General features: G+C 71.4%; 15 protein-coding genes. All 15 read right to left on the bottom strand.

Features of this window, described 5'->3' with window-relative positions; all coding sequences use genetic code 11:
• Positions 1–31: 31 nt before the first annotated feature.
• Positions 32–874, bottom strand: coding sequence for a dimethylargininase (ddaH, locus tag OHV05_RS32475; RefSeq protein ID WP_405020883.1), 843 nt, complete (start codon positions 872–874; stop codon positions 32–34).
• A gap of 53 nt (positions 875–927) precedes the next feature.
• Positions 928–2,115 carry an acyl-CoA dehydrogenase family protein gene (locus tag OHV05_RS32470; RefSeq protein ID WP_405020882.1) on the bottom strand — a complete coding sequence of 396 codons (1,188 nt, stop codon included), beginning with the start codon at positions 2,113–2,115 and terminating at the stop codon, positions 928–930.
• Between the two features lie 2 nt (positions 2,116–2,117).
• A complete protein-coding gene (locus OHV05_RS32465; protein ID WP_403043196.1) occupies positions 2,118–2,627 on the bottom strand; it encodes a flavin reductase family protein in 510 nt (169 codons plus the stop codon).
• Positions 2,628–2,724: 97 nt separating this feature from the next.
• Entirely contained in the window at positions 2,725–4,083 is a 1,359-nt protein-coding gene (locus tag OHV05_RS32460) for an FAD-binding oxidoreductase (protein ID WP_405020881.1), read from the bottom strand.
• Positions 4,080–4,433, bottom strand: coding sequence for a hypothetical protein (locus OHV05_RS32455; RefSeq protein WP_403043191.1), 354 nt, complete (start codon positions 4,431–4,433; stop codon positions 4,080–4,082). The genes OHV05_RS32460 and OHV05_RS32455 overlap by 4 nt, the downstream gene beginning before the upstream one ends.
• Complete coding sequence (locus tag OHV05_RS32450; protein ID WP_405020880.1) at positions 4,430–5,728, bottom strand: acetyl-CoA carboxylase biotin carboxylase subunit family protein; 1,299 nt, start codon at positions 5,726–5,728, stop codon at positions 4,430–4,432. The genes OHV05_RS32455 and OHV05_RS32450 overlap by 4 nt, the downstream gene beginning before the upstream one ends.
• A complete protein-coding gene (locus OHV05_RS32445; RefSeq protein WP_405020879.1) occupies positions 5,725–6,804 on the bottom strand; it encodes an NAD(P)/FAD-dependent oxidoreductase in 1,080 nt (359 codons plus the stop codon). Before OHV05_RS32445 ends, OHV05_RS32450 begins: the two co-directional genes overlap by 4 nt.
• Before the next feature lies 1 nt (position 6,805).
• Positions 6,806–8,344: a class I tRNA ligase family protein gene (locus OHV05_RS32440; RefSeq protein ID WP_405020878.1), complete on the bottom strand. Its 1,539-nt coding sequence runs from the start codon at positions 8,342–8,344 to the stop codon at positions 6,806–6,808.
• Entirely contained in the window at positions 8,341–8,712 is a 372-nt protein-coding gene (locus OHV05_RS32435) for a cupin domain-containing protein (RefSeq protein ID WP_403043182.1), read from the bottom strand. The genes OHV05_RS32440 and OHV05_RS32435 overlap by 4 nt, the downstream gene beginning before the upstream one ends.
• Positions 8,712–9,992 (bottom strand): SidA/IucD/PvdA family monooxygenase, encoded by a 1,281-nt coding sequence (locus tag OHV05_RS32430; RefSeq protein WP_403043179.1) that lies wholly within the window; start codon positions 9,990–9,992, stop codon positions 8,712–8,714. The genes OHV05_RS32435 and OHV05_RS32430 overlap by 1 nt, the downstream gene beginning before the upstream one ends.
• A 140-nt stretch (positions 9,993–10,132) precedes the next feature.
• Positions 10,133–11,569 (bottom strand): XRE family transcriptional regulator, encoded by a 1,437-nt coding sequence (locus OHV05_RS32425; RefSeq protein WP_405020877.1) that lies wholly within the window; start codon positions 11,567–11,569, stop codon positions 10,133–10,135.
• 182 nt (positions 11,570–11,751) lie between these two features.
• The gene (locus OHV05_RS32420; RefSeq protein ID WP_405020876.1) at positions 11,752–12,996 is read right to left on the bottom strand and encodes an MFS transporter; all 1,245 of its coding nucleotides are present in this window, start codon (positions 12,994–12,996) and stop codon (positions 11,752–11,754) included.
• Positions 12,997–13,129: 133 nt separating this feature from the next.
• Positions 13,130–13,957 (bottom strand): isocitrate lyase/phosphoenolpyruvate mutase family protein, encoded by an 828-nt coding sequence (locus OHV05_RS32415; protein ID WP_405020875.1) that lies wholly within the window; start codon positions 13,955–13,957, stop codon positions 13,130–13,132.
• Between the two features lie 230 nt (positions 13,958–14,187).
• Entirely contained in the window at positions 14,188–15,486 is a 1,299-nt protein-coding gene (locus OHV05_RS32410; RefSeq protein WP_403043169.1) for an MFS transporter, read from the bottom strand.
• 100 nt (positions 15,487–15,586) lie between these two features.
• Positions 15,587–17,347 (bottom strand): FixH family protein, encoded by a 1,761-nt coding sequence (locus tag OHV05_RS32405; RefSeq protein ID WP_405020874.1) that lies wholly within the window; start codon positions 17,345–17,347, stop codon positions 15,587–15,589.
• Between the last annotated feature and the right edge of the window lie 107 nt (positions 17,348–17,454).

Here is a 17,454-nt window from a genome sequence, read left to right as displayed (position 1 = left end):
CTTCTCCTGTCACGGAAGGAAGATGTGGGGGTCAGTGCCGGAGTTCGAGGGTGCAGCACTTGGCGCTGCCGCCCGCCTTGAGCAGCTCGGAGAGGTCCACCCCGTGGGTGTGGAAGCCCCGGGCCCGGAGCTTGGCGGCCAGGCCGGTGGCGGCCTCCGGGAGGATCACGTTGTAGCCGTCGGAGACCGCGTTCAGGCCGAACACCACCGCGTCCGCCTCGTCCGCGAGCACCGCGTCCGGGAACAGCGTCTCCAGCACCCGGCGGCTCTCCGGGGTGAACGCGGCCGGGTGGTACATCACCTCGTCCTCGTTCAGTACGGCCAGCGCGGTGTCCAGGTGGTAGAACCGCGGGTCCGCCAGGGTCAGCCCGACCACCGGGCGGCCGAACAGCGCCTCGGCCTCGGCCTGCGAGCGCGGGTCGGAGCGGAAGCCGTGGCCGGCCAGGATCACCTGGCGGGTGGTCAGGTAGTCGCCCTCACCCTCGTTCGGGTACTGCGCCTGCACGACCTCCACGAACCCCTGTTTGCGGAACCAGTCCACGTAGTGCCGCGATTCGCCGTCCCGTTCCGGGTGCCGGAACCGGGCCACCAGCACCTTGTCGTCCACCACCGTGGCCCCGTTGGCGGCGAAGACCATGTCCGGCAGGCCGGCCCCGGCGTCGATGGTCTGCACGTGGTGGCCGAGCTCGACCAGCAGGTTGTGCAGCACCTCCCACTGCGCCAGGGCCAGGTCGTTGGAGGTGGGCTTCGCCGGGTTCATCCACGGGTTGATGCTGTACGTGACGTCGAAGTGGTCCGGGCGGCACATCAGGAAGTGCCGGATCCGTGCCGTGCGCTGGGTCGCCGGGGACCGGGGGGTGAGGAGGTCGGTCATGAGGGTCTGTCCTTCCGGGGGTGGTGGAAGAGGTGCGCGGGGCGCCCGGGGTCTCAGCCGGTGATGCCGAGGCTCAGCGGGAAGCCGGGCTTGCTGCCCAGCAGGTACGCGCCGGCGGTCTGCAGGATCTTGTCCTGGGCGACCACGTGCTGGCACATGGTCATGGTGTCGCGGAGCCAGCGGTCCAGCGGGCTCGGGCGGTAGATCGACCCGGTCTGCATCAGGTCGTACAGCCGCATCACGATCGAGCGGGCGGTCCGGAAGGCGTGCAGCCGGGACAGCGGCAGGGCCGCCCGCTCGTCCGCGGTCAGGTCGTCCATCGTGCCGCCGTCCGCCAGCACCTCCCACTGCCGCCGCATCGCGCCGTAGACCGCGCTGCGGGTGGCGTTGTAGTCCGCCTCGCACTCGGCCAGCGCGACCTGCATCCGCCAGTTGTCGTTCCAACCGCCGCCGCCCGGCTGCGACTTGGCCACCACCTGATCCCGCACCCAGTCCAGCGCGGCCCGGGCCACCCCGAGCGGGACGCCCGGCATGTTCCGCATGTGCACCTCGGGCTGGGCCAGCGGGCTCTCGCCGTTGCGGACGTCGCCGAAGGTCATCGTGCGGCGGTCCGGGACGAACACGTCGGTGATGGTGTAGTCACAACTCCCGCTGCCGGCCAGGCCGGTGGTGTGCCAGGTGTCGATCACCTCGACCTCGGCCCGCGGCACCACCAGCAGGATCGAGTCCTGCGGCCCCTCAGCCGGCCAGGGCTTGCCGCCCTCGGTGATGAAGGCGCCGGAGACCACCCAGTCGGCCTGGGTGATGCCGCTGCCGAACTGCCAGCGGCCGGTGAGCCGGTAGCCGCCGGGCACCCGGTCGGCCTTGCCGGTCGGGAAGAGCAGACCGGCCGTGGCCATGTCGATGCTGGGGAACATCTCCTTGGCCGTCACCTCGTCGAGGAAGTTGGCGTACAGGCCGGAGTCCATCCCGATCATCGCGCACCAGCCGGCCGAGGTGTCGCCGTAGGCCAGCGCCTCGACCACCTCGGTCTGCTCGATCGAGGTCAGCTCCGGGCCGCCCCAGGCCTTGCTGAAGCCCATCCGGAAGGCTCCGGTGCCGCGGATCAGCTCGACCACGTCGGCGGGGAGCCGGCGGTTCTGCTCGATCTCCACCGAGCGCTCCCGCAGCTGCGGGGCCAGTGCCTTCGCGGCGGCGAGGATCTCGGCGGCGGTGTTCGGAACCGCCGGGTTGTTCGACATCGTCATGACTCCTTGGAGGTAGTGGCAGCCGCCAGGTGCTGGAAGCTGCCGTGCAGGAAGAGCAGCGGGGGCTGAAGGTCACGGACGCCGGTGGAGACCACCTCACCGATCACCATGGTGTGGTCACCGACGTCGAAGCTGTCCCAGAGCACGCACTCCAGGCCGCTCTGCTCGTCCAGGACGAGCGCACCGGTCTTCGGCCCCGGGGTGGCCGGGAGGGCCTCCACCGCCTCGGCCCGGGCGTCCCGGCCCTTGGCGAGCCGCCGGGCCAGCGGCTCCGCCTCGCAGTCGAGGATGGAGACCGCCCACTTCTTGGTCTCCAGCAGATCGGTCAGGAACTGTGAGTCGCGGTGCAGGGACAGCGAGACCAGCGGCGGGTCGAGCGAGACCGAGGTCAGGGAGTTGAGCGTCACCGCGTCGTGGCGGCGAGTGCCTTCGCGGTCGGCGTACGTGGTGGCGACACAGACTCCGGTGGCGAAGTTCCGCATCGCGCCGCGCAGATCGGGCGACATGGCATGGTCCTCTCGTGCTCGGTGGGATGACGGTACGTCGGGTGACGCCTCGTCGAACGGCGGTATGTCAGGTGCGGGCCCGGCGGCCCGCGGTCGGTCAGAGCCCTTGCGGGAAGGTGAAGACCCGATCCGGGTCGTAGCGGCGCTTGATCTGGCGCAGCCGGTCCAGGTTGGGACCGAAGTACGCGGCCTGGGCGCCGGGCAGATCGGGGTCGGTGAAGTTGACATAGCTGGCGTCCCGGGCGAACTCGCCCATCGCGGCGTGCAGGTCGGTCAGCCAGTCCAGGTTGGCCTGCCGGACCTCGGCGCTGTCCTCGGTGCTCCAGGAGGTGTCCATCGAGACCAGGAAGAGCACGTCCCGGTGCGGGAAGGCGGTCTCGGTGGCCGGCACCTTGTTGATCGCGCCGCCCCAGGTGAACAGCGCCAGGCCGGCGCCGTCCGGGTTCCCGCTGCCCGGCCACTTGGCCAGGAAGGTCAGCGCGGTGTGCACGGCGTCCTCCGGCAGCGGCTCGGTGACCGTCCGGGTGCGGACCGCGAACGGGTCGCCCGAGGTCTCGTGGTGCAGGAACTCCTTGGCCTCCCAGTAGCTGCGGTCCTCGATCTCGGCCCGGTCCGGCACCACCGTGCTCAGCACCGGGGCCAGCAGCTCCCGCAACTCCGAGGCGGGGCCCAGGTGTTGGCCGATCACCGAGACCACCCCGTCGTCCCCGGAGGAGCGGCTGAAGCCGATCCGGGCGGAGAACGCGTTCGGGGCGTCCCGCATGATCCGCTGCATCACCGGCAGCACGGCGGCCGCGTCGGTGAGCGGCCAGAGCAGCAGGCAGGTGGAGCTGGCGACGGTCGGCCTGGCCTGGAAGGTGAACGAGGTGTTGACCCCGAAGTTGCCGCCACCACCGCCCCGACTGGCCCAGAACAGGTCCGAGTTCTCGTGCTCGTTGCAGGTCACCAGGGTGCCGTCGGCGAGCACGATGTCGGTCTCCACCAGCGCGTCGCAGGTGAGCCCGAAGGCCCGGGAGACCGCGGCCACACCCCCGCCGAGGGTGAGGCCGCCGATCCCGACGTCGTTCGAGTTGCCCAGTGGTACCGCCAGGTCGTGGCGCTGGAGTTCGGCGTACAGCTGGCCGGCCCGGACGCCGCCGCCCACCCGGACCAGCTCGGACCCGCGGTCCACGGTGATCGCGTCCAGCCCGTGCAGGTCGAGCACCAGGCCGGTGGTGGTGGCCTGGCCGGCGTAGCTGTGGCCGCCGCCCCGGGCCACCACCGGCAGGCCCTGCGAGCGGGCCCAGGCGATGCCCCGGGCCACGTCCGCCACGCTGGCCACCGAGAGCACCCCGGCCGCCCTGACTCCCGCGTACCGCTTGTTGAAGGCGGTGCTGTTCTCCTCGTAGCCGGGCTCTCCCGGCCGGCTGACCCGGCCGTCCACCTGGCTCCGCAGGCTCTCCCAGTCGATGGTCATCGCACTGCCTCCTGCTTCTGACGTTCCGTCACTTCCGACAGGTAGGAGATTCCGGTCTCGGCGTGCGGGCCGTAGCGCTCCCATTCCTCGCGGAGCAGCAGTTCGCCGTCCGCGCCTTCCTCCGGGGTGTTCGTCGAATGCCCCGCGATCACTTCTCCGCCGGTCAGCACCATGGTGTAGGCGAGCCGCAGCGTGCCGTCCTCGCTGCAGGTGCCGGCCACGCTCCCGCGGCGGACCGGTCCGCCGGCGAAGTCCGCCCAGACCAGGTCGTCCCGCTGGTGGTAGACCGCCACCACCCCGTCGGTCGATTCGAGCTTCCGGAACTGGCGTCCGTCGTAGTCGATCCTCATTTGTCCACGTCCAACAACCCCGCAGGCATCTCCAGCACCGCACTCACGTCCTTTCGCTCCAGTGGATCGGCGTCCAGCTCAACTGCGTTCAGTGCGTCCAGCAGGCGTTCGGTGACGCCCTCCCGGTCCTCGGCCTCGGAGACCACGAAGGAGTGCCGGGCCAGGTAGCCGCCGGGCGGCAGCCGCAGCTCGGTGCCCGGGTCGACCATCGGTGCGGCGGTCACCAGGCCGGGCAGGCCGGTCGGCACCCGTACCTCGCGGACGGTGACGTCCTCGGTCGGGTAGCCGAACCGGATGCCGGCCACCCCGTGCCGGGTGAAGGTGATGTCGGTGCGGATCCCGGTGGCGGCTTCCACCAGCACCTCGCCGACGTCGATCCCGGTGGCGATCCGGCCCAGGAAGGGGATCAGGTCCCCGCCCAGCCGGCCGTTGATCTCGATGATCACCGGGCCGTAGCTGGTCAGCTTGACCTCGGCGTGGGTCATCCCGTTCTCGACGTTCAGCACCTCGTGCGCCTTGGTCAGCACGTCCAGCAGCCGCTGGTCCTTCAGCAGGGGGTCGGCGGCGTCCACGACGTGGCCGATCTCCTCGAAGTACGGGTGGTGGCCGGTCTCCTTGCGGGCGATGAACATCGGCCGGTACTCGCCCCGGTGCACCACCCCGTCGATGCTGATCTCCGGGCCGACGGCGTAGCCCTCGACGATCGCCCCGCCGCGGAACGGCTCGTCACCGACCAGGCTGGCGTTCGAGGCGACCAGGTACGCCTCGTCCAGCTGGGCCTGGTCCGCGGCCAGCACCACGCCCATCGAGGCGCCCAGCGCCCGGGGCTTGACCACCACGGGGTAGCCGATCCGCTCGGCCACCTCGCGGGCCTGCTCCAGGGTGTCGGTCAACTCGAAGCCGGGCTGCGGGAGTCCGGCGGCGGAGAGCAGCGAGCGGGTCCGGTGCTTGTCCCGGCAGCCCTGCACACCCTCGAGACCGAGACCCGGGACCCCGAACTCGGCGGCCAGCTCGGCGGCCGGCATCACCAGCGGCTCGTCGTAGCAGGCCACCCCGACGATGGTCCGGCGGCCGGCGATCTCCCGTGCCGCGTCCCGCAGTTGCTCGTGGTCGAAGACGTTGACCACGGTGATCTCGTCGAAGTACTCCTGCTGCCAGGTGGGCTTGAGGTTGTTGACCAGCACCAGCTTGAGGCCGAGTTCGGCCGCCCGCCGGGCGGCGGACTCGATGATGTACTCGCGGTAGAGTTTGAGCCCGCTGCCGATCACCAGCAGCACTCGGTCTTCGGCACTCATTTCGTGTCATCTCCCAGGTAGTCGGTGTCTTCGAGAGCCGCCGCGATGCGGTCGGCGACCAGCGGGGCGGTACGGAATCCGTCGCCGCCGCTGGCGGTGCGGGCCCAGGTCTTGGGGCCGAGCTGGATCAGGTGGGCGGCGCCGGTGCCGGCATCCACCAGGTAGTGACAGCGCTTGACCGCCATCACCGTGTAGCGCTTGGGGTCGGTCAGGATCGGTTCGGCCAACACCTGCTCGGCCCAGCGGAGTTCTTCGGCCGGGCTGCCGTCGGCGGCCAGGTCGGCCTCCCGGCAGACGGTGGCCGAGCTCGCCTTGAGCAGGGTGCCCTCGCCCGGCGGCAGCAGCCAGGCGGTACCTTCGGAGCCGATCCGGCCGATGCCGGGGGTGCGATCCCACACCGCCGCCAGGTCCTCCGGCGGCTTGAGGTAGACCAGGGTCTGACGGTGCAGCAGCATCGGCAGGTCGACCAGGTTCTTCGACCAGGGACCGGTGGCGATGAGGGTCAGGTCGGACTCCAGGGTCTCGGCGTCGGGCAGGTGCACCTCGCCGGTCTCCGGGTCCACGGCCTTGACCTCCTGCCAGGGGCGGAGCGTCACGTTCGGCTGTTCGGCCAGCCAGCGGACCACGGCCGCCAGGGCGTGGTCGGCGAGCAGCACGCCGCCCTGGTGCTCCAGCACGCCGACCGAGTCGGCGGGGAACCGCACGTGCGGGAAGGCGGCGGTGTCCAGCAGGGTGACCGGGAGACCGGCGTCGGCCGCGGCTGCGGTCACCTGGTCGATCTCGGTGGTCGGCCAGGCGGAGAGCATCCCGACCTGGCGGTAGAACTTGGTACCCAGCAGGGCTTCCATGGCCAGCCACCTGCGGTGTGCGACCGCGGTGCGCCTGGTCCCGGCCAGGTCGTCCGGGTCCAGTGCCCGGACTGCGCGGTGCTGGTCGAAGGAGGTGGAGCCCGGGTTGGGGATCGCCCCCCGGTCCAGCACGGTGACCCGGTGACCGGCCAGCGAGGCCCGTACCGCCGTGAGCAGTCCGGTCACCCCCGCCCCGACCACCAGCACCCGACGCGCTTCGGCAGCCATCTCAGACCGCCCCACCGGTGAGCCGGGGCAGGACCTTCGGGGTGATCTCGGTGGTCTCGTCGCGGAGCCGGACGGCGGTGTCGTCCAGGGCCGCGGCGGCCAGGTCGATCAGGATCGGGGCGGCGCCGCGCAGCACGGCCTCCAGCTGGTGGTAGAAGTCCCCCGCCAGCTCGGCGGTCACCTGCCAGCGGTCCAGCCGGCCGAGCTGCTCGGCCAGTGTCTCGGCCGCCCGGCCGAGGCTGAAGGCCGGCAACTGGTAGGTGGCGGCGAATCGTTGGGTGATCCGGTCGGCGGCGAACCGGGACGCGGCGGAGACCGGAAGGGTCTGCCCGGCCCACTGCTCGGCCTTGGCGGCCACCCGGTTCCACGGCTCGATCAGCCGGGCGCCGGTGACGGCCTCCAGTGCTCCCCAGCCGAAGTTGGTGCGCTGGTTCTCCGGGCTGGTGGCGGCCAGGTGGAACCGGCCGACGTCCCGGGGCAGCCGGTCCGCCAGGTCCTGTCCCCAGACCAGGTGACCCCGGCTGGTGGAGAACTTCTGGTGCTCCAGCTCGTAGAACTCGTTGGTGACGAACCCGGCCGGCAGGGCGTAGCGGTCGCCCAGGGCGAGCAGCATCGCGGCCCCGGCGATGGCGAACGGGAAGGTGTTGTCGAAGCCGAGGAAGTAGACCACCTCGGTCTCCGCCTCCGGCCACCAGAGCTGGTCGTCGGCGGCCAGCAGCTCGCCGCGCTTCTCGGCGCCGAGGGCGGTGGTGTAGATGGACCAGGCCATCGTCTCGGCGTTCGGGTTGATGGTCTGCCCGGCCACCTCGGGGAACGGGGCGGGGATGCCCCAGGAGATCGGGTAGGTGATCGGGAGGTCGGGCAGCGGGCTGTCCAGCATCTCCTGCACGGCCTGCGCCATGTGCGGGCGGAGCGCGGCCCCGCTGCTCGCGAAGTACTCCTTCAGGCGGGTCCGGTATTCCTCCAACGGCAGGACCAGGACCGGGACTTCGCGCATCTCGACGACCGCGTCGGGATGCTCGGTGGAGCGTGGGTCGATCAGGTCGCCGGCCGCCGAGGAGTGGCCGCAGCTCTCGCAGAGACCCGCGCAGCCCTCGGTCAGGCAGACCGGGCAGCCGCCCTTGACGTAGCCGTCCACCAGGTACTCGCCGGTGCTCGGCAGGAAGGGGAAGCGGGCCGGCTTCAGCACGATCTTGCCGGCCGAGTGCAGTCGGCTGACGAAGTCCAGCACCAGCTTGGTGAACCGGTCCTCGTCCCGGCTGAAGCCGTCGACCTCGATGCCCATCGCGGCCAGGGTGGCCTCGATCCGGGCGGTGGAGTCGGCCACCAGGGCCTCGGGGGTGGTGCCCAGCCGGCGGGCGGTGGTGACCACGAAGGTCGAGGTGTCCTGGGCGCCGGTGCCGAAGACGGTCTCCCGGCCGGCCGCCCGCTGGTAGCGGGTGTAGACGTCGGCGGCCAGGAACGGCCCCGCCAGGTGGCCGAGGTGCAGGTCTCCGTTGGCGGTCGGGGCGGGGGAGATCACCGCCACGCGCTTGCTCATGACTTCTCCTTCTGGTGACGGGCCAGGAAGGTGTCCGACATCTCGGTGTCCCACCAGATCCCGTAGTACTCGAAGTCCTCCTGGTGGTTGTTGACCACCTTGTGCGTGCAGCCGGGCGGCAGGCGGACGATGTCGCCGGCGATGAACTCGTGGTCGGTGCCGTCGACCACCAGGGTCGAGCGGCCCGCCATGGCGATGAAGATCTCGTACTCGTGGTGGGCGTGCGGGGTGGACTCCCCGCCGCCGCTGACCACGCACCAGGCGCCCTCGAAGGGTGCGTTGAGCGCGTCCCAGGGCTGCAGGCGTTCGCCGAGGATGCCGTAGGCGGGGGTCAGGTTGGCCCGGTCGAGGCGGCGGATCAGCGACATCACAGACCCCGCTCGGCCGAGACGGTGCGGCGGTCCAGCAGGTCGGTGGTGATCTCGTGCGAGCGGTGTGCCAGCACGCTCAGCAGCGAGTCGGAGATGCCGTGGGTGGCCTCGTTGAAGCCCTGCAGGTAGAGCCCGGCCCGGGTGGAGTCACCGAGGTCGACCCGGTAGCGGCGGTTGACCGCGATGTCCTCGATGCCGACCTGGCCGGCCAGGTGCCGGACCATCGCGGGCATCCGCTGGTCGTAGCCGGTCCCGAGCAGCACCAGGTCGCAGCGGATCTGGTCGGTCTTGCCGGTCCGGCGGTCGCGCAGCTCCAGCACCACCTCGCCGTCCTCCTCGCGGGTCTCCAGCACCTCGGTCATCGACCGGACGGCGGAGCGCTGCGAGCCGGAGAGCTTCTGCTCGTAGAGCATCGAGTAGGTCTCGTCCAGGAACGGGGCGGCCAGTCCGGCGTAGTTGGTCAGCCGGATCTCCTCGAGGATCTGCTTGCGGGCCTCGACGGGGCTGTCGTGGAACTCGTTCACGAAGGAGGGGAAGAAGAGCTCGTTGACGAACTTGCTGGTCTGGTAGTTCTGCAGACCGATCGAGCGGTGGATCAGGGTGGGCTGGCTGAGCGGGAGGTCCTTGTGCACGGCCATGAACATCTCGGCGGCGCTCTGCGCCGCGCCGATCACCACCACCCGGACCGGTCGGTCGATCGGGTACTGGGCGATCCGGGTGCTGTACGCGGTGCTGTGGATCACCCGGTCGGCCGGCAGGTGGGCGAACTCCTTCGGGACGTGGGCGTCCCGGCCGGTGCCGACCACCAGGTCCCGGGCGTCCACCGTGTCGCCGTTGGTGAGGGTGACCCGCCAGCCGATCACGGTGCCGTCGTCGGCCCGGCGGGGCGCCACGCTCTGGCCCTTGGCGTTGTAGCGGATGCCCACGTGCTCCAGCGAGTTGGCCACCCACTGCAGGTACTCGGAGAGCTCCCGGCGGAACGGGTTGAAGGTGCCGAGGTTGACGAACTCGTCGAGCCGGCCCTTGGCGTGCAGGAAGGAGAGGAAGGAGAACCGGCTCTGCGGGTTCCGCAGCGTCACCAGGTCCTTGACGAAGGAGACCTGGCTGCGGGCGAAGGGCAGCAGCAGGTTCCGCTGCCACTTCACGTCCGGGTACTGCTCCAGGATCAGGGTGTCGTTGGCCAGACCGGTGGAGCCGGACTCCTCGATCGCCACGGCCAGGGCCAGGTTGGACGGGCCGGCACCGATTGCCAGGACCTCGACCTCGTGGTTCGTCATTGCTATGCCACCTCGCTACTCGTCCTACCGCCCCTTCGAGCGAGTAGGTGTTCCGTCGCCGTTCTGGTGTTCGGCGTCGTTCGGTAGGACGAGTCAAGCGAGTGCGGCTGTTGATCGGCAGCCTTGTCCGGCAAGGCCGATCAAGCGGCCCCGGCGGCCAGTTGTTCGGTCGGGCCGGTCAACGGCCCGGCGGTGTGCTCCGGTCGCATCCGGGCGAACGGCAACTCCCGGCGAGGCTGCAGGTTGTGGGCCGGATCGCGGTCCGAGACGAAGGCCCGGACCAACGGGTCGACCCGGTGGGTGCCCGGCCGTTCACCCGGTCCGAGCATCCCGGCATCGACCAACTCGTCGATCAATTCGTCCGATCCGGCCGGGATTGATTCCTCGACCCGCAGCTCGGAATCCGCCCGCTGGGCCAGCAGATCGAGCAATTCGGCCGCCCGATCGCCCAGTTGCACGTGCGCGGAGTTGAGCGACTCCCGCATCGACAGGTCCCCGACGCTCAACCAGCCCAGCAGGGTGTCCGGACGCTCCAGCCGGCTCGCCGCCCAGCGCAGCGAGATGTCCGGCCGGGCGGCCAGCTTGCGGGTGGCGATGTCCAGCGCCAGCGGCAGGTCGCCGCAGAGCTCCGCCAGCCGGTCCGCGCCGGCCGGGTCGGCCTGGGCCCGCTCGGGCAGCGCCCGGGCGATCAGCTCGACCGAGTCGGCCCGGGACAACGGCTCCAGCCTGATCCGCCGGACGTCCCGCAGACCGAGCAGCGGGGTGCGGCTCACCATGATGGTGGTACTGGTCCCGCTGTCCGCCAGCAGCGGCCTGATCTGCCGCTCGCAGTGCACGTTCTCCAGCAGCACCAGCACGCTGCGCCGGGCCAGCAGCGAGCGGAACAGCCCCGCCTGCTGGTCCGGTGCGGCCGGTATTCGCTCGGCCGGCACCCCCAGCGCGGACAGGAAGCCCCCGACCAGCGCCGCCAGGTCGAAGGTCGCCTTGGTCAACGGGCCCAGGTCGGCGTAGAGCTGACCGTCCACCAGCCGGTCGGCCAGGCCGTACGCGTGGTGCAGGGCCAGCTCGCTCTTGCCGACCCCGACCCGGCCACTGATCAGCACCGGGCTGCCGCCCGGCCCGCCGAGCCGGGCCAGCTCCGCCGCCCGGCCGACGAACCCCTGCGGGCGCAAAGGCAGTTGGGCCGGTCGGGGCAGGCCGTCGGCCGGCCGTCGCTCCGCCACCACGAGCGACGCCACCGGGGCCGCCGGCGCCTGCTCGGCGGCCGGCTCGGTCACCGACAGCGCAGGCCGCGGCCCGACCACCGGCAGCCCTCCTCCGGCGGCGGCCACCAGCCAGCGCCGCCGCCACTCCTCCCGGTCCCCCTGGCAGGCCTCCACGTACCCCAACGCCACCTGCAGGGTGGGCAGTCGGTGTCCGTTCGCGGCGCTGGACAGCACCGAGGCCGAGTACATCGCGGTCCTGGCCATGTCCCGATAGGTCGGGTTGCCAGCCTCCGCACGCAGTCGACGGAGCCGGCTCGCGAACTCCGCGACCGCGCCACCCGTCTCGTCCACCGGCTTCTCCGGCCTCCCCATGTTCTTCAACCCCTTTTGTTCACGCACACAGACGGCCTGTGTGCCGACGGAAATGCCCCGGGGGAGCGGGGCGGCCGGTGTCACCGGCCGGCCCACTCCCCCGGGTTACCTACGGAAAAGCACGGCGGACAGGGCGGACCGGTGTCTCCGGCCGTTCCCCTCCTCCGTGCGTCGTGCCGCCGTCAGGCTGCAAGGTGCCCCCGCAGGCCCACCCGGGCGCAGAGCCCGGCGATCACGCCGAGTACTCCGCAGATCGCCCAGATCCCGTTCCCCAGCGTGCTCCAGGCGAGCACGCCGAGCGTGGGGCCCAGTGCCATGCCGAGCCCGAAGACGGCCTGGTGGGCGGCGATGTAACGGGCCTTCACCGCCGCGGGATAGGTGGCGGGGTGCGCGAACATGGTCGGTCCGCTGGTCATCACCCCGAGGACGAACAGCACCGTGCAGGCGACGATCGTCACGCTGGAGCCGAACGGCAGGCCGTAGCCGGCCACCCCGATTCCCATCAGCGCGGTGCCACCGGCACCCGCCACGTACGGCTTCCAGTTCTTCACATAGCTGGTGATCTTCAGTTCGCAGAGGATCAGGATGACCGAGGAGGCCGTCAGCACCCCGCTGTACAGCGCGGCCGGGTGCCCCTCCTCGGTGATCTTCAGTGGCAGCGCCACCGTGTACTGGACGTAGATCAACGCCCCGAACAGCACCGAGACCAGGAAGGCCAGGTACCGCCCGTCCCGGAACAGCAGAGCGTAGGCGCCGCCCCGCACTCCCGGTTCGTCCGCCGTCTCCACCTCCTCCTCTTCTCGGGGTGCGGCCACCTTGGGCAGCAGCGTCAGCGCCAGCAGCGCGTAGCCGAGCGCGGTGGCCGCGTCCAGGTAGAACAACAGGTCCCAGTCGACCAGGATCAGCCCGGCCGCGATCAGCGGGCTGAGCGCGGCACCGCCGTTCATCGCTATCCGCATCATCGAGAAGCCCATCACCCGGTGCTCGTCCGGGATCAGGTCGCTGAGCAGCACGGCGGCGGCCGGCCGGTACGACTGGGTGGCCAGGCCCGCCAGCGCGATCGCGGCCAGCAGCAGCCCGAACCGGCCGGGACCGCTCAGGGTCGGGACCAGCGCCAGGATCACCGCCGACGTGGACATCGCGCCGACGATGGTGGCCCTCGGGCCGAACCGCTGGGTCAGCTCGCCCCCGAGGATGGTGCCGAGCACCGCGCCCGCGCTGTACGCGGTGAGGGCGAAACCCGCCTGGCCGAGGGAGAACTCACGCGCCGTCAGGTAGAGCACCAGGAAGGTCTGGACGAACGCGCCCATCTGGTTCACGAGTACGCCTCCGAGCAGGTACCTGACCTGCACCGGTGTCGCTCTCAGGGTGGCCAGGACGCCCGTCGGGGCGTCCGTTCTCTTGGCTGTGCTGATGGTGCTGGTCATAGGTCCTCGATCCCGGTTGGCTGTGCACGGTTCGGAAAGGCCCGGGCACCGTGGTGCCCGGACCTCACAGCCCGTTCAACCCGCATGGGTCGGGACCCGACCGGGGGTGGCGGCCCGCGGGCCGCCGTCGGGCTCAGCGGTTGAAGCTGCCGTTCACCGCGCCGAAGTCCAGCGCGCCCGCCAGCTCGTCGTACGTGCCCTTGCCGACCAGCTCGGCGGCGGCGCGCTGGGCCAGCGTGTAGGCGGCCTGCGCGACGGCGGTGCCGACGCTGACCCGGCGGACGCCGGCGGCCTCGAACTCGGCCACCGTCGGCGCACCCGGACCGGCCATCACGTTGACCGGCAGCGGCTGACCCTGCACCAGCTCCGCGATCACCGCCAGGTCGAGCAGGCCCGGCACGAACAGGCTGTCCGCACCGGCCTCGGCGTAGACGGCCGCGCGGGCCAGCACGTCGGCCGCCCGGCCCTCGGGCGCACCGATCCCGAACAGGAACACGTCGGTGCGCAGGTTGATCACCAGCTCCGGCAGCCCGGCCTGCTCGGCCGCCTGCCGGGCCGCCCGGATCCGGGCGGCCTGCTCCTCGGCCGTGAACAGCTCGAAGTTCGGCTTGGAGTCCTCGAGGTTGACCCCGACCACCCCGGCGCCGATCACCGCGGTGATGGTGGCCGCCACGTCCTCGGGCGCGAGCCCGTAGCCGGCCTCGATGTCGGCGGTCACCGGCAGCTCGACCGCCTCGACGATCCGGGCGACCGCCGCCACCATCTCGTCCCGGCTGAGCGCCTGCTGGTCCGGCCGGCCGGCCGACCAGGAGACCCCGCCACTGGTGGTGGCGATCGCCTTGGCACCGGCCTGGCCGATCAGCGCCGCGCTCCCGGCGTCCCAGGCGTTGGGAAGGACCAGGACACCGTCCTTGTGCAGCTCGCGGAGGAGGACGGCCTTGGCCTGCTGACTGTTCGTCATGACGCACCTTTCGTAAGGGGGTTTCATCGGAATACTCCCTATTCGATCGAAGGACCGTCAACGGAACCGAACGGACTCCATCACCTCATCCACCAGCGACGTTGTCTCCCCCGAAGGTCCGTCAGGTCCGGCCGGCACCCGGGCGCGCCCACGCCGAAGCGGCGCCTCCGCTGGTGCGGAGACGCCGCTTCGGCGTGGGGGGAGGGTGGATGTGGTGCAGGGGGACGTGCTCAGCTGCGGGCTTCCTCCGGCGTGAGCTCCACGGCGGCCGGAGCCTCCGGGGCGACCTCGGCCGGGGCCCGCTTGATCCGCATCGACAGCAGTGCCGCGCCGACGCTGAGCACACCGGCCACGTACCAGGCCGGCGCGTAGTCGCCGAAGCTGTCGCGGGTGACACCGGCCGCCGTGGCGGCGAAGGCGGCACCGAGCTGGTGACAGGCGAACACCCAGCCGAACACGATCCCGGCCGACATCCCGAAGTGCTCCCGGCAGAGCGCCACGGTGGGCGGCACGGTGGCGATGAAGTCCATCCCGTAGAAGATCACGAAGATCACCATCGGCCCGGTGATCTCCTCGCTGAACAGCGAGGGCAGCACCAGCAGCGACAGACCGCGCAGCACGTAGTAGACGGCCAGCAGGATCCGCGAGTCGACCCGGTCGGAGAGCCACCCGGACAGGATGGTGCCGATCAGGTCGAAGATGCCGATCATGGCGAGCAGGCCCGCCGCGGTGACGGTCGCCATGCCGTGGTCGTGGGCGGCGGGGATGAAGTGGGTGGCCACCAGTCCGTTGGTGGTGGCGCCGCAGATCGCGAAGCCGACCGCGAGCAGCCAGAACGTCCGGGTCTTGGCGGCCTTCCGCAGGCCGTCGACGGCGAGCTTGGCGGCGCTGCCGGTGGGGGCCGGCACCGGCACGATCTCGTCCCCGCCGTACGGCGGGATGCCCAGGTCGGCGGGGTGCTCGCGGAAGAACAGCAGGATCAGCGGCACCGTGGCGAGCGCCACCAGCGACACCACGATCGCGGCCGTCCGCCAGCCGCCCGAGGTCTCGGTCAGCGAGGCCACCAGCGGCAGGAAGATCAGCGAACCGGTCGCGCCGCCCGCCGACAGGATGCCGGTGACCAGCCCCTGGCGCTTGACGAACCACCGGGTGCCGATGGTCGCCACGAAACCGAGCGAGATGGATCCGGCGCCCAGGCCCACCAGCACGCCCCAGAGCATCACCAGCTGCCACGCCGACGTCATGAACACGGTCAGACCGCTGCCCAGCGCGATCAGGGTCATCGCACCGGCCGTCACCTTGCGGACGCCGAACCGCTCCATCAGGGCGGCGGCGAACGGTGCGGTGATGCCGTAGAGCGCGAGGTTGACCGACATGGCCAGTCCGATGATGCCGGACGACCAACCGAACTCTTCTTTGAGCGGCTCCACCAGTGCGCCCGGGGTGGCCCGGAAGCCTGCCGCGCCGACCAGCGCGACGAAACCGATGGCCGCAATCATCCATGGCCAGATCTGCTTGTTTCGAATCACCTGGCCAGAGTGCTCGCCCCGGTTCCCATCCGGATAGCGCTGGTCCTCCACTTTGTCAGGTTCGGACCATGGTCCGGCGGTGCGTGATCCCATGCTTCGCTCAGCTCCCAATCGTCAATTTCTGCACGGACGTTGCTTGGTCGATGTCGGAGGTACGGACCGTCAGCGAGGCCACCCACTCACCCGCCAGCGGGAGCTGCACGGTGCCCGTCCAACGGCCGGTCCCCTCCGCCTGCAGAGCCACCGTCAGCGGCCCGACGTCCCGGGCGGGCAGGGTGAAGGTCAGCTCGACCTCCGCGACCTCCACCGGCTGCCCGTCCGGGCCGTCCAAGGCCAGCCGGACGGTGTTGTTGCCGACCGCCGGCGGGGCGACGCCCACGGTCGCGGCACCCTTGGCGTTGGCGGTCCGGCCACCGGTGTCGTACGACAGCCTCAGCTCCACCGCCCGGCCCGGCGCGGCCGGTGCCGCCGAGTTCGGCGGCAGCGCGGCGACCGCCTGGGCCACCCGCCCGGGCGGGGCGCTGGTCAGCATCGTGGTCACCACCAGCACCGCCGCCGCGACGCCCGCCTCCACCAGCACGGAGCGCCGCAGGCCGGACCGCGCGGCGGCGCCGTCCGAGAGCGGGTCGGTCCACAGCCGGGCCACCCAGCGGCGCGAGGACCAGGCCGCCCCGAGCATCACCGCCACGCACCCGACCTTGATCAGCAGCAGCCGCCCGTAGTCGGTGGAGGTCAGCGCGCTCCAGGAGCCCACACCGCGCCAGGACTGGTACACCCCGGTCAGCGCCAGCACCGTCACCGAGCCGAGCGCCACCTTGGAGAACCGCTCCACGCTCGCGGCCTCGACCCCCTGCCGCAGCCCGGTCAGCAGGGTCGCCAACCCGCCCAGCCAGGCGGCCATCGCGAGCAGGTGCAGGACGGCCGTCGGCAGCGACAGCCAGACCTGGATGCCCACCGCGGAGTGGTCGGTGCCGACCCAGGTCGCCGCCAGCGCGACCGCCAGCAGCACCCCGGTCAGGCCCAGCTTGGACCGGGCCGGCCGGGACAGCGGCTCCTCGCCGGGCTGGCCCGCCTGGCCGACCAGCATGGCCAGGTACACCCCGCTCAGCACCAGCAGCAGCAGCCGGACCGCCAGCGCGGTGTAGATCCGCCCGTCCAGCGAGACGTGCGCCAGCGCCGGGTCGGCCGCCTGGGCGATCTTGCTGCCCCGCTCGTACGAGCCGCGCAGCAGCAGCAGGACCACCGTGGCCACCAGCAGGCCGAGCCAGCCGGTGACCAGCAGTTGCTGCACCTGCTTGACCGCCGCCCCGGCCGGCCAGCAGACCAGGACGAACGCCACCGCGCCGACCAGCAGCGCGAACGCGACGTACGCCGCCACCCGGCCGGTGTCGTACAGGAACGAGATCAGACCGTCCGTCTTGACGCCCTGGTTCGAGTCGGCCGGCACCACGGTGGCCGAGGGCGCGCCGACCGAGAACGTGAACGCGCCGCTGACCGGGTGCGAGTCGTCCGAGACGGCCCGCCAGGCCACCGTGTAGGTGCCGTCGGCGAGACCGCCGCGGAGCGAGACCCGGGCGGTGTCGCCCTTGCCGTCGGCCCGCCCGGAGTCGCCGGCGTCGACCTGCTTCCCCGCCGGGTCGAGCACCCGGACCGAGTCGGCGCTGAGCGTCACGCCCTCGCTGAAGGTGAGCGTGACGGCGCTCGGCGCGGACGGCACCACCGAGTTCTGCGCCGGGTCGGTCGAGACCAGCGCCGCGTGCGCGGCCGCGCTGCCCGCACCGCCCAGCACCATCAGCAGGGCCGCGAACAGCGCGACCAGTACGCCGGCGGTACGGCGTATCCACAGGGATCGTTCGGTCATTCCTTGCACTTCCCGGGCTGGTAGAGATGATCGGCAGCTCAATCTAGGACTGCGGCGCTCCCGCTGGGGGTCAGGCCGCTGCCTCGGGTGTCGCTGCCTGCCGCAGC

Source organism: Kitasatospora sp. NBC_00070, from assembly GCF_045041205.1.
Lineage (GTDB): Bacteria > Actinomycetota > Actinomycetes > Streptomycetales > Streptomycetaceae > Kitasatospora.
The sequence above is the reverse complement of the archived record's forward strand: the minus strand, read 5'-3'. Positions and strand labels throughout refer to the sequence as shown.

Coding starts and splice junctions, on each gene's coding strand:
- OHV05_RS32440 (WP_405020878.1), bottom strand. CDS start 8,344: ATGAGCAAGCGCGTGGCGGTGATCTCCCCCGCCCCGACCGCCAACGGA.
- OHV05_RS32450 (WP_405020880.1), bottom strand. CDS start 5,728: ATGAGTGCCGAAGACCGAGTGCTGCTGGTGATCGGCAGCGGGCTCAAA.
- OHV05_RS32405 (WP_405020874.1), bottom strand. CDS start 17,347: ATGACCGAACGATCCCTGTGGATACGCCGTACCGCCGGCGTACTGGTC.
- OHV05_RS32415 (WP_405020875.1), bottom strand. CDS start 13,957: ATGACGAACAGTCAGCAGGCCAAGGCCGTCCTCCTCCGCGAGCTGCAC.
- OHV05_RS32465 (WP_403043196.1), bottom strand. CDS start 2,627: ATGTCGCCCGATCTGCGCGGCGCGATGCGGAACTTCGCCACCGGAGTC.
- OHV05_RS32455 (WP_403043191.1), bottom strand. CDS start 4,433: ATGAGGATCGACTACGACGGACGCCAGTTCCGGAAGCTCGAATCGACC.
- OHV05_RS32420 (WP_405020876.1), bottom strand. CDS start 12,996: ATGACCAGCACCATCAGCACAGCCAAGAGAACGGACGCCCCGACGGGC.
- OHV05_RS32435 (WP_403043182.1), bottom strand. CDS start 8,712: ATGTCGCTGATCCGCCGCCTCGACCGGGCCAACCTGACCCCCGCCTAC.
- OHV05_RS32460 (WP_405020881.1), bottom strand. CDS start 4,083: ATGACCATCGACTGGGAGAGCCTGCGGAGCCAGGTGGACGGCCGGGTC.
- OHV05_RS32445 (WP_405020879.1), bottom strand. CDS start 6,804: ATGGCTGCCGAAGCGCGTCGGGTGCTGGTGGTCGGGGCGGGGGTGACC.
- OHV05_RS32470 (WP_405020882.1), bottom strand. CDS start 2,115: ATGTCGAACAACCCGGCGGTTCCGAACACCGCCGCCGAGATCCTCGCC.
- OHV05_RS32430 (WP_403043179.1), bottom strand. CDS start 9,992: ATGACGAACCACGAGGTCGAGGTCCTGGCAATCGGTGCCGGCCCGTCC.
- ddaH (WP_405020883.1), bottom strand. CDS start 874: ATGACCGACCTCCTCACCCCCCGGTCCCCGGCGACCCAGCGCACGGCA.
- OHV05_RS32425 (WP_405020877.1), bottom strand. CDS start 11,569: ATGGGGAGGCCGGAGAAGCCGGTGGACGAGACGGGTGGCGCGGTCGCG.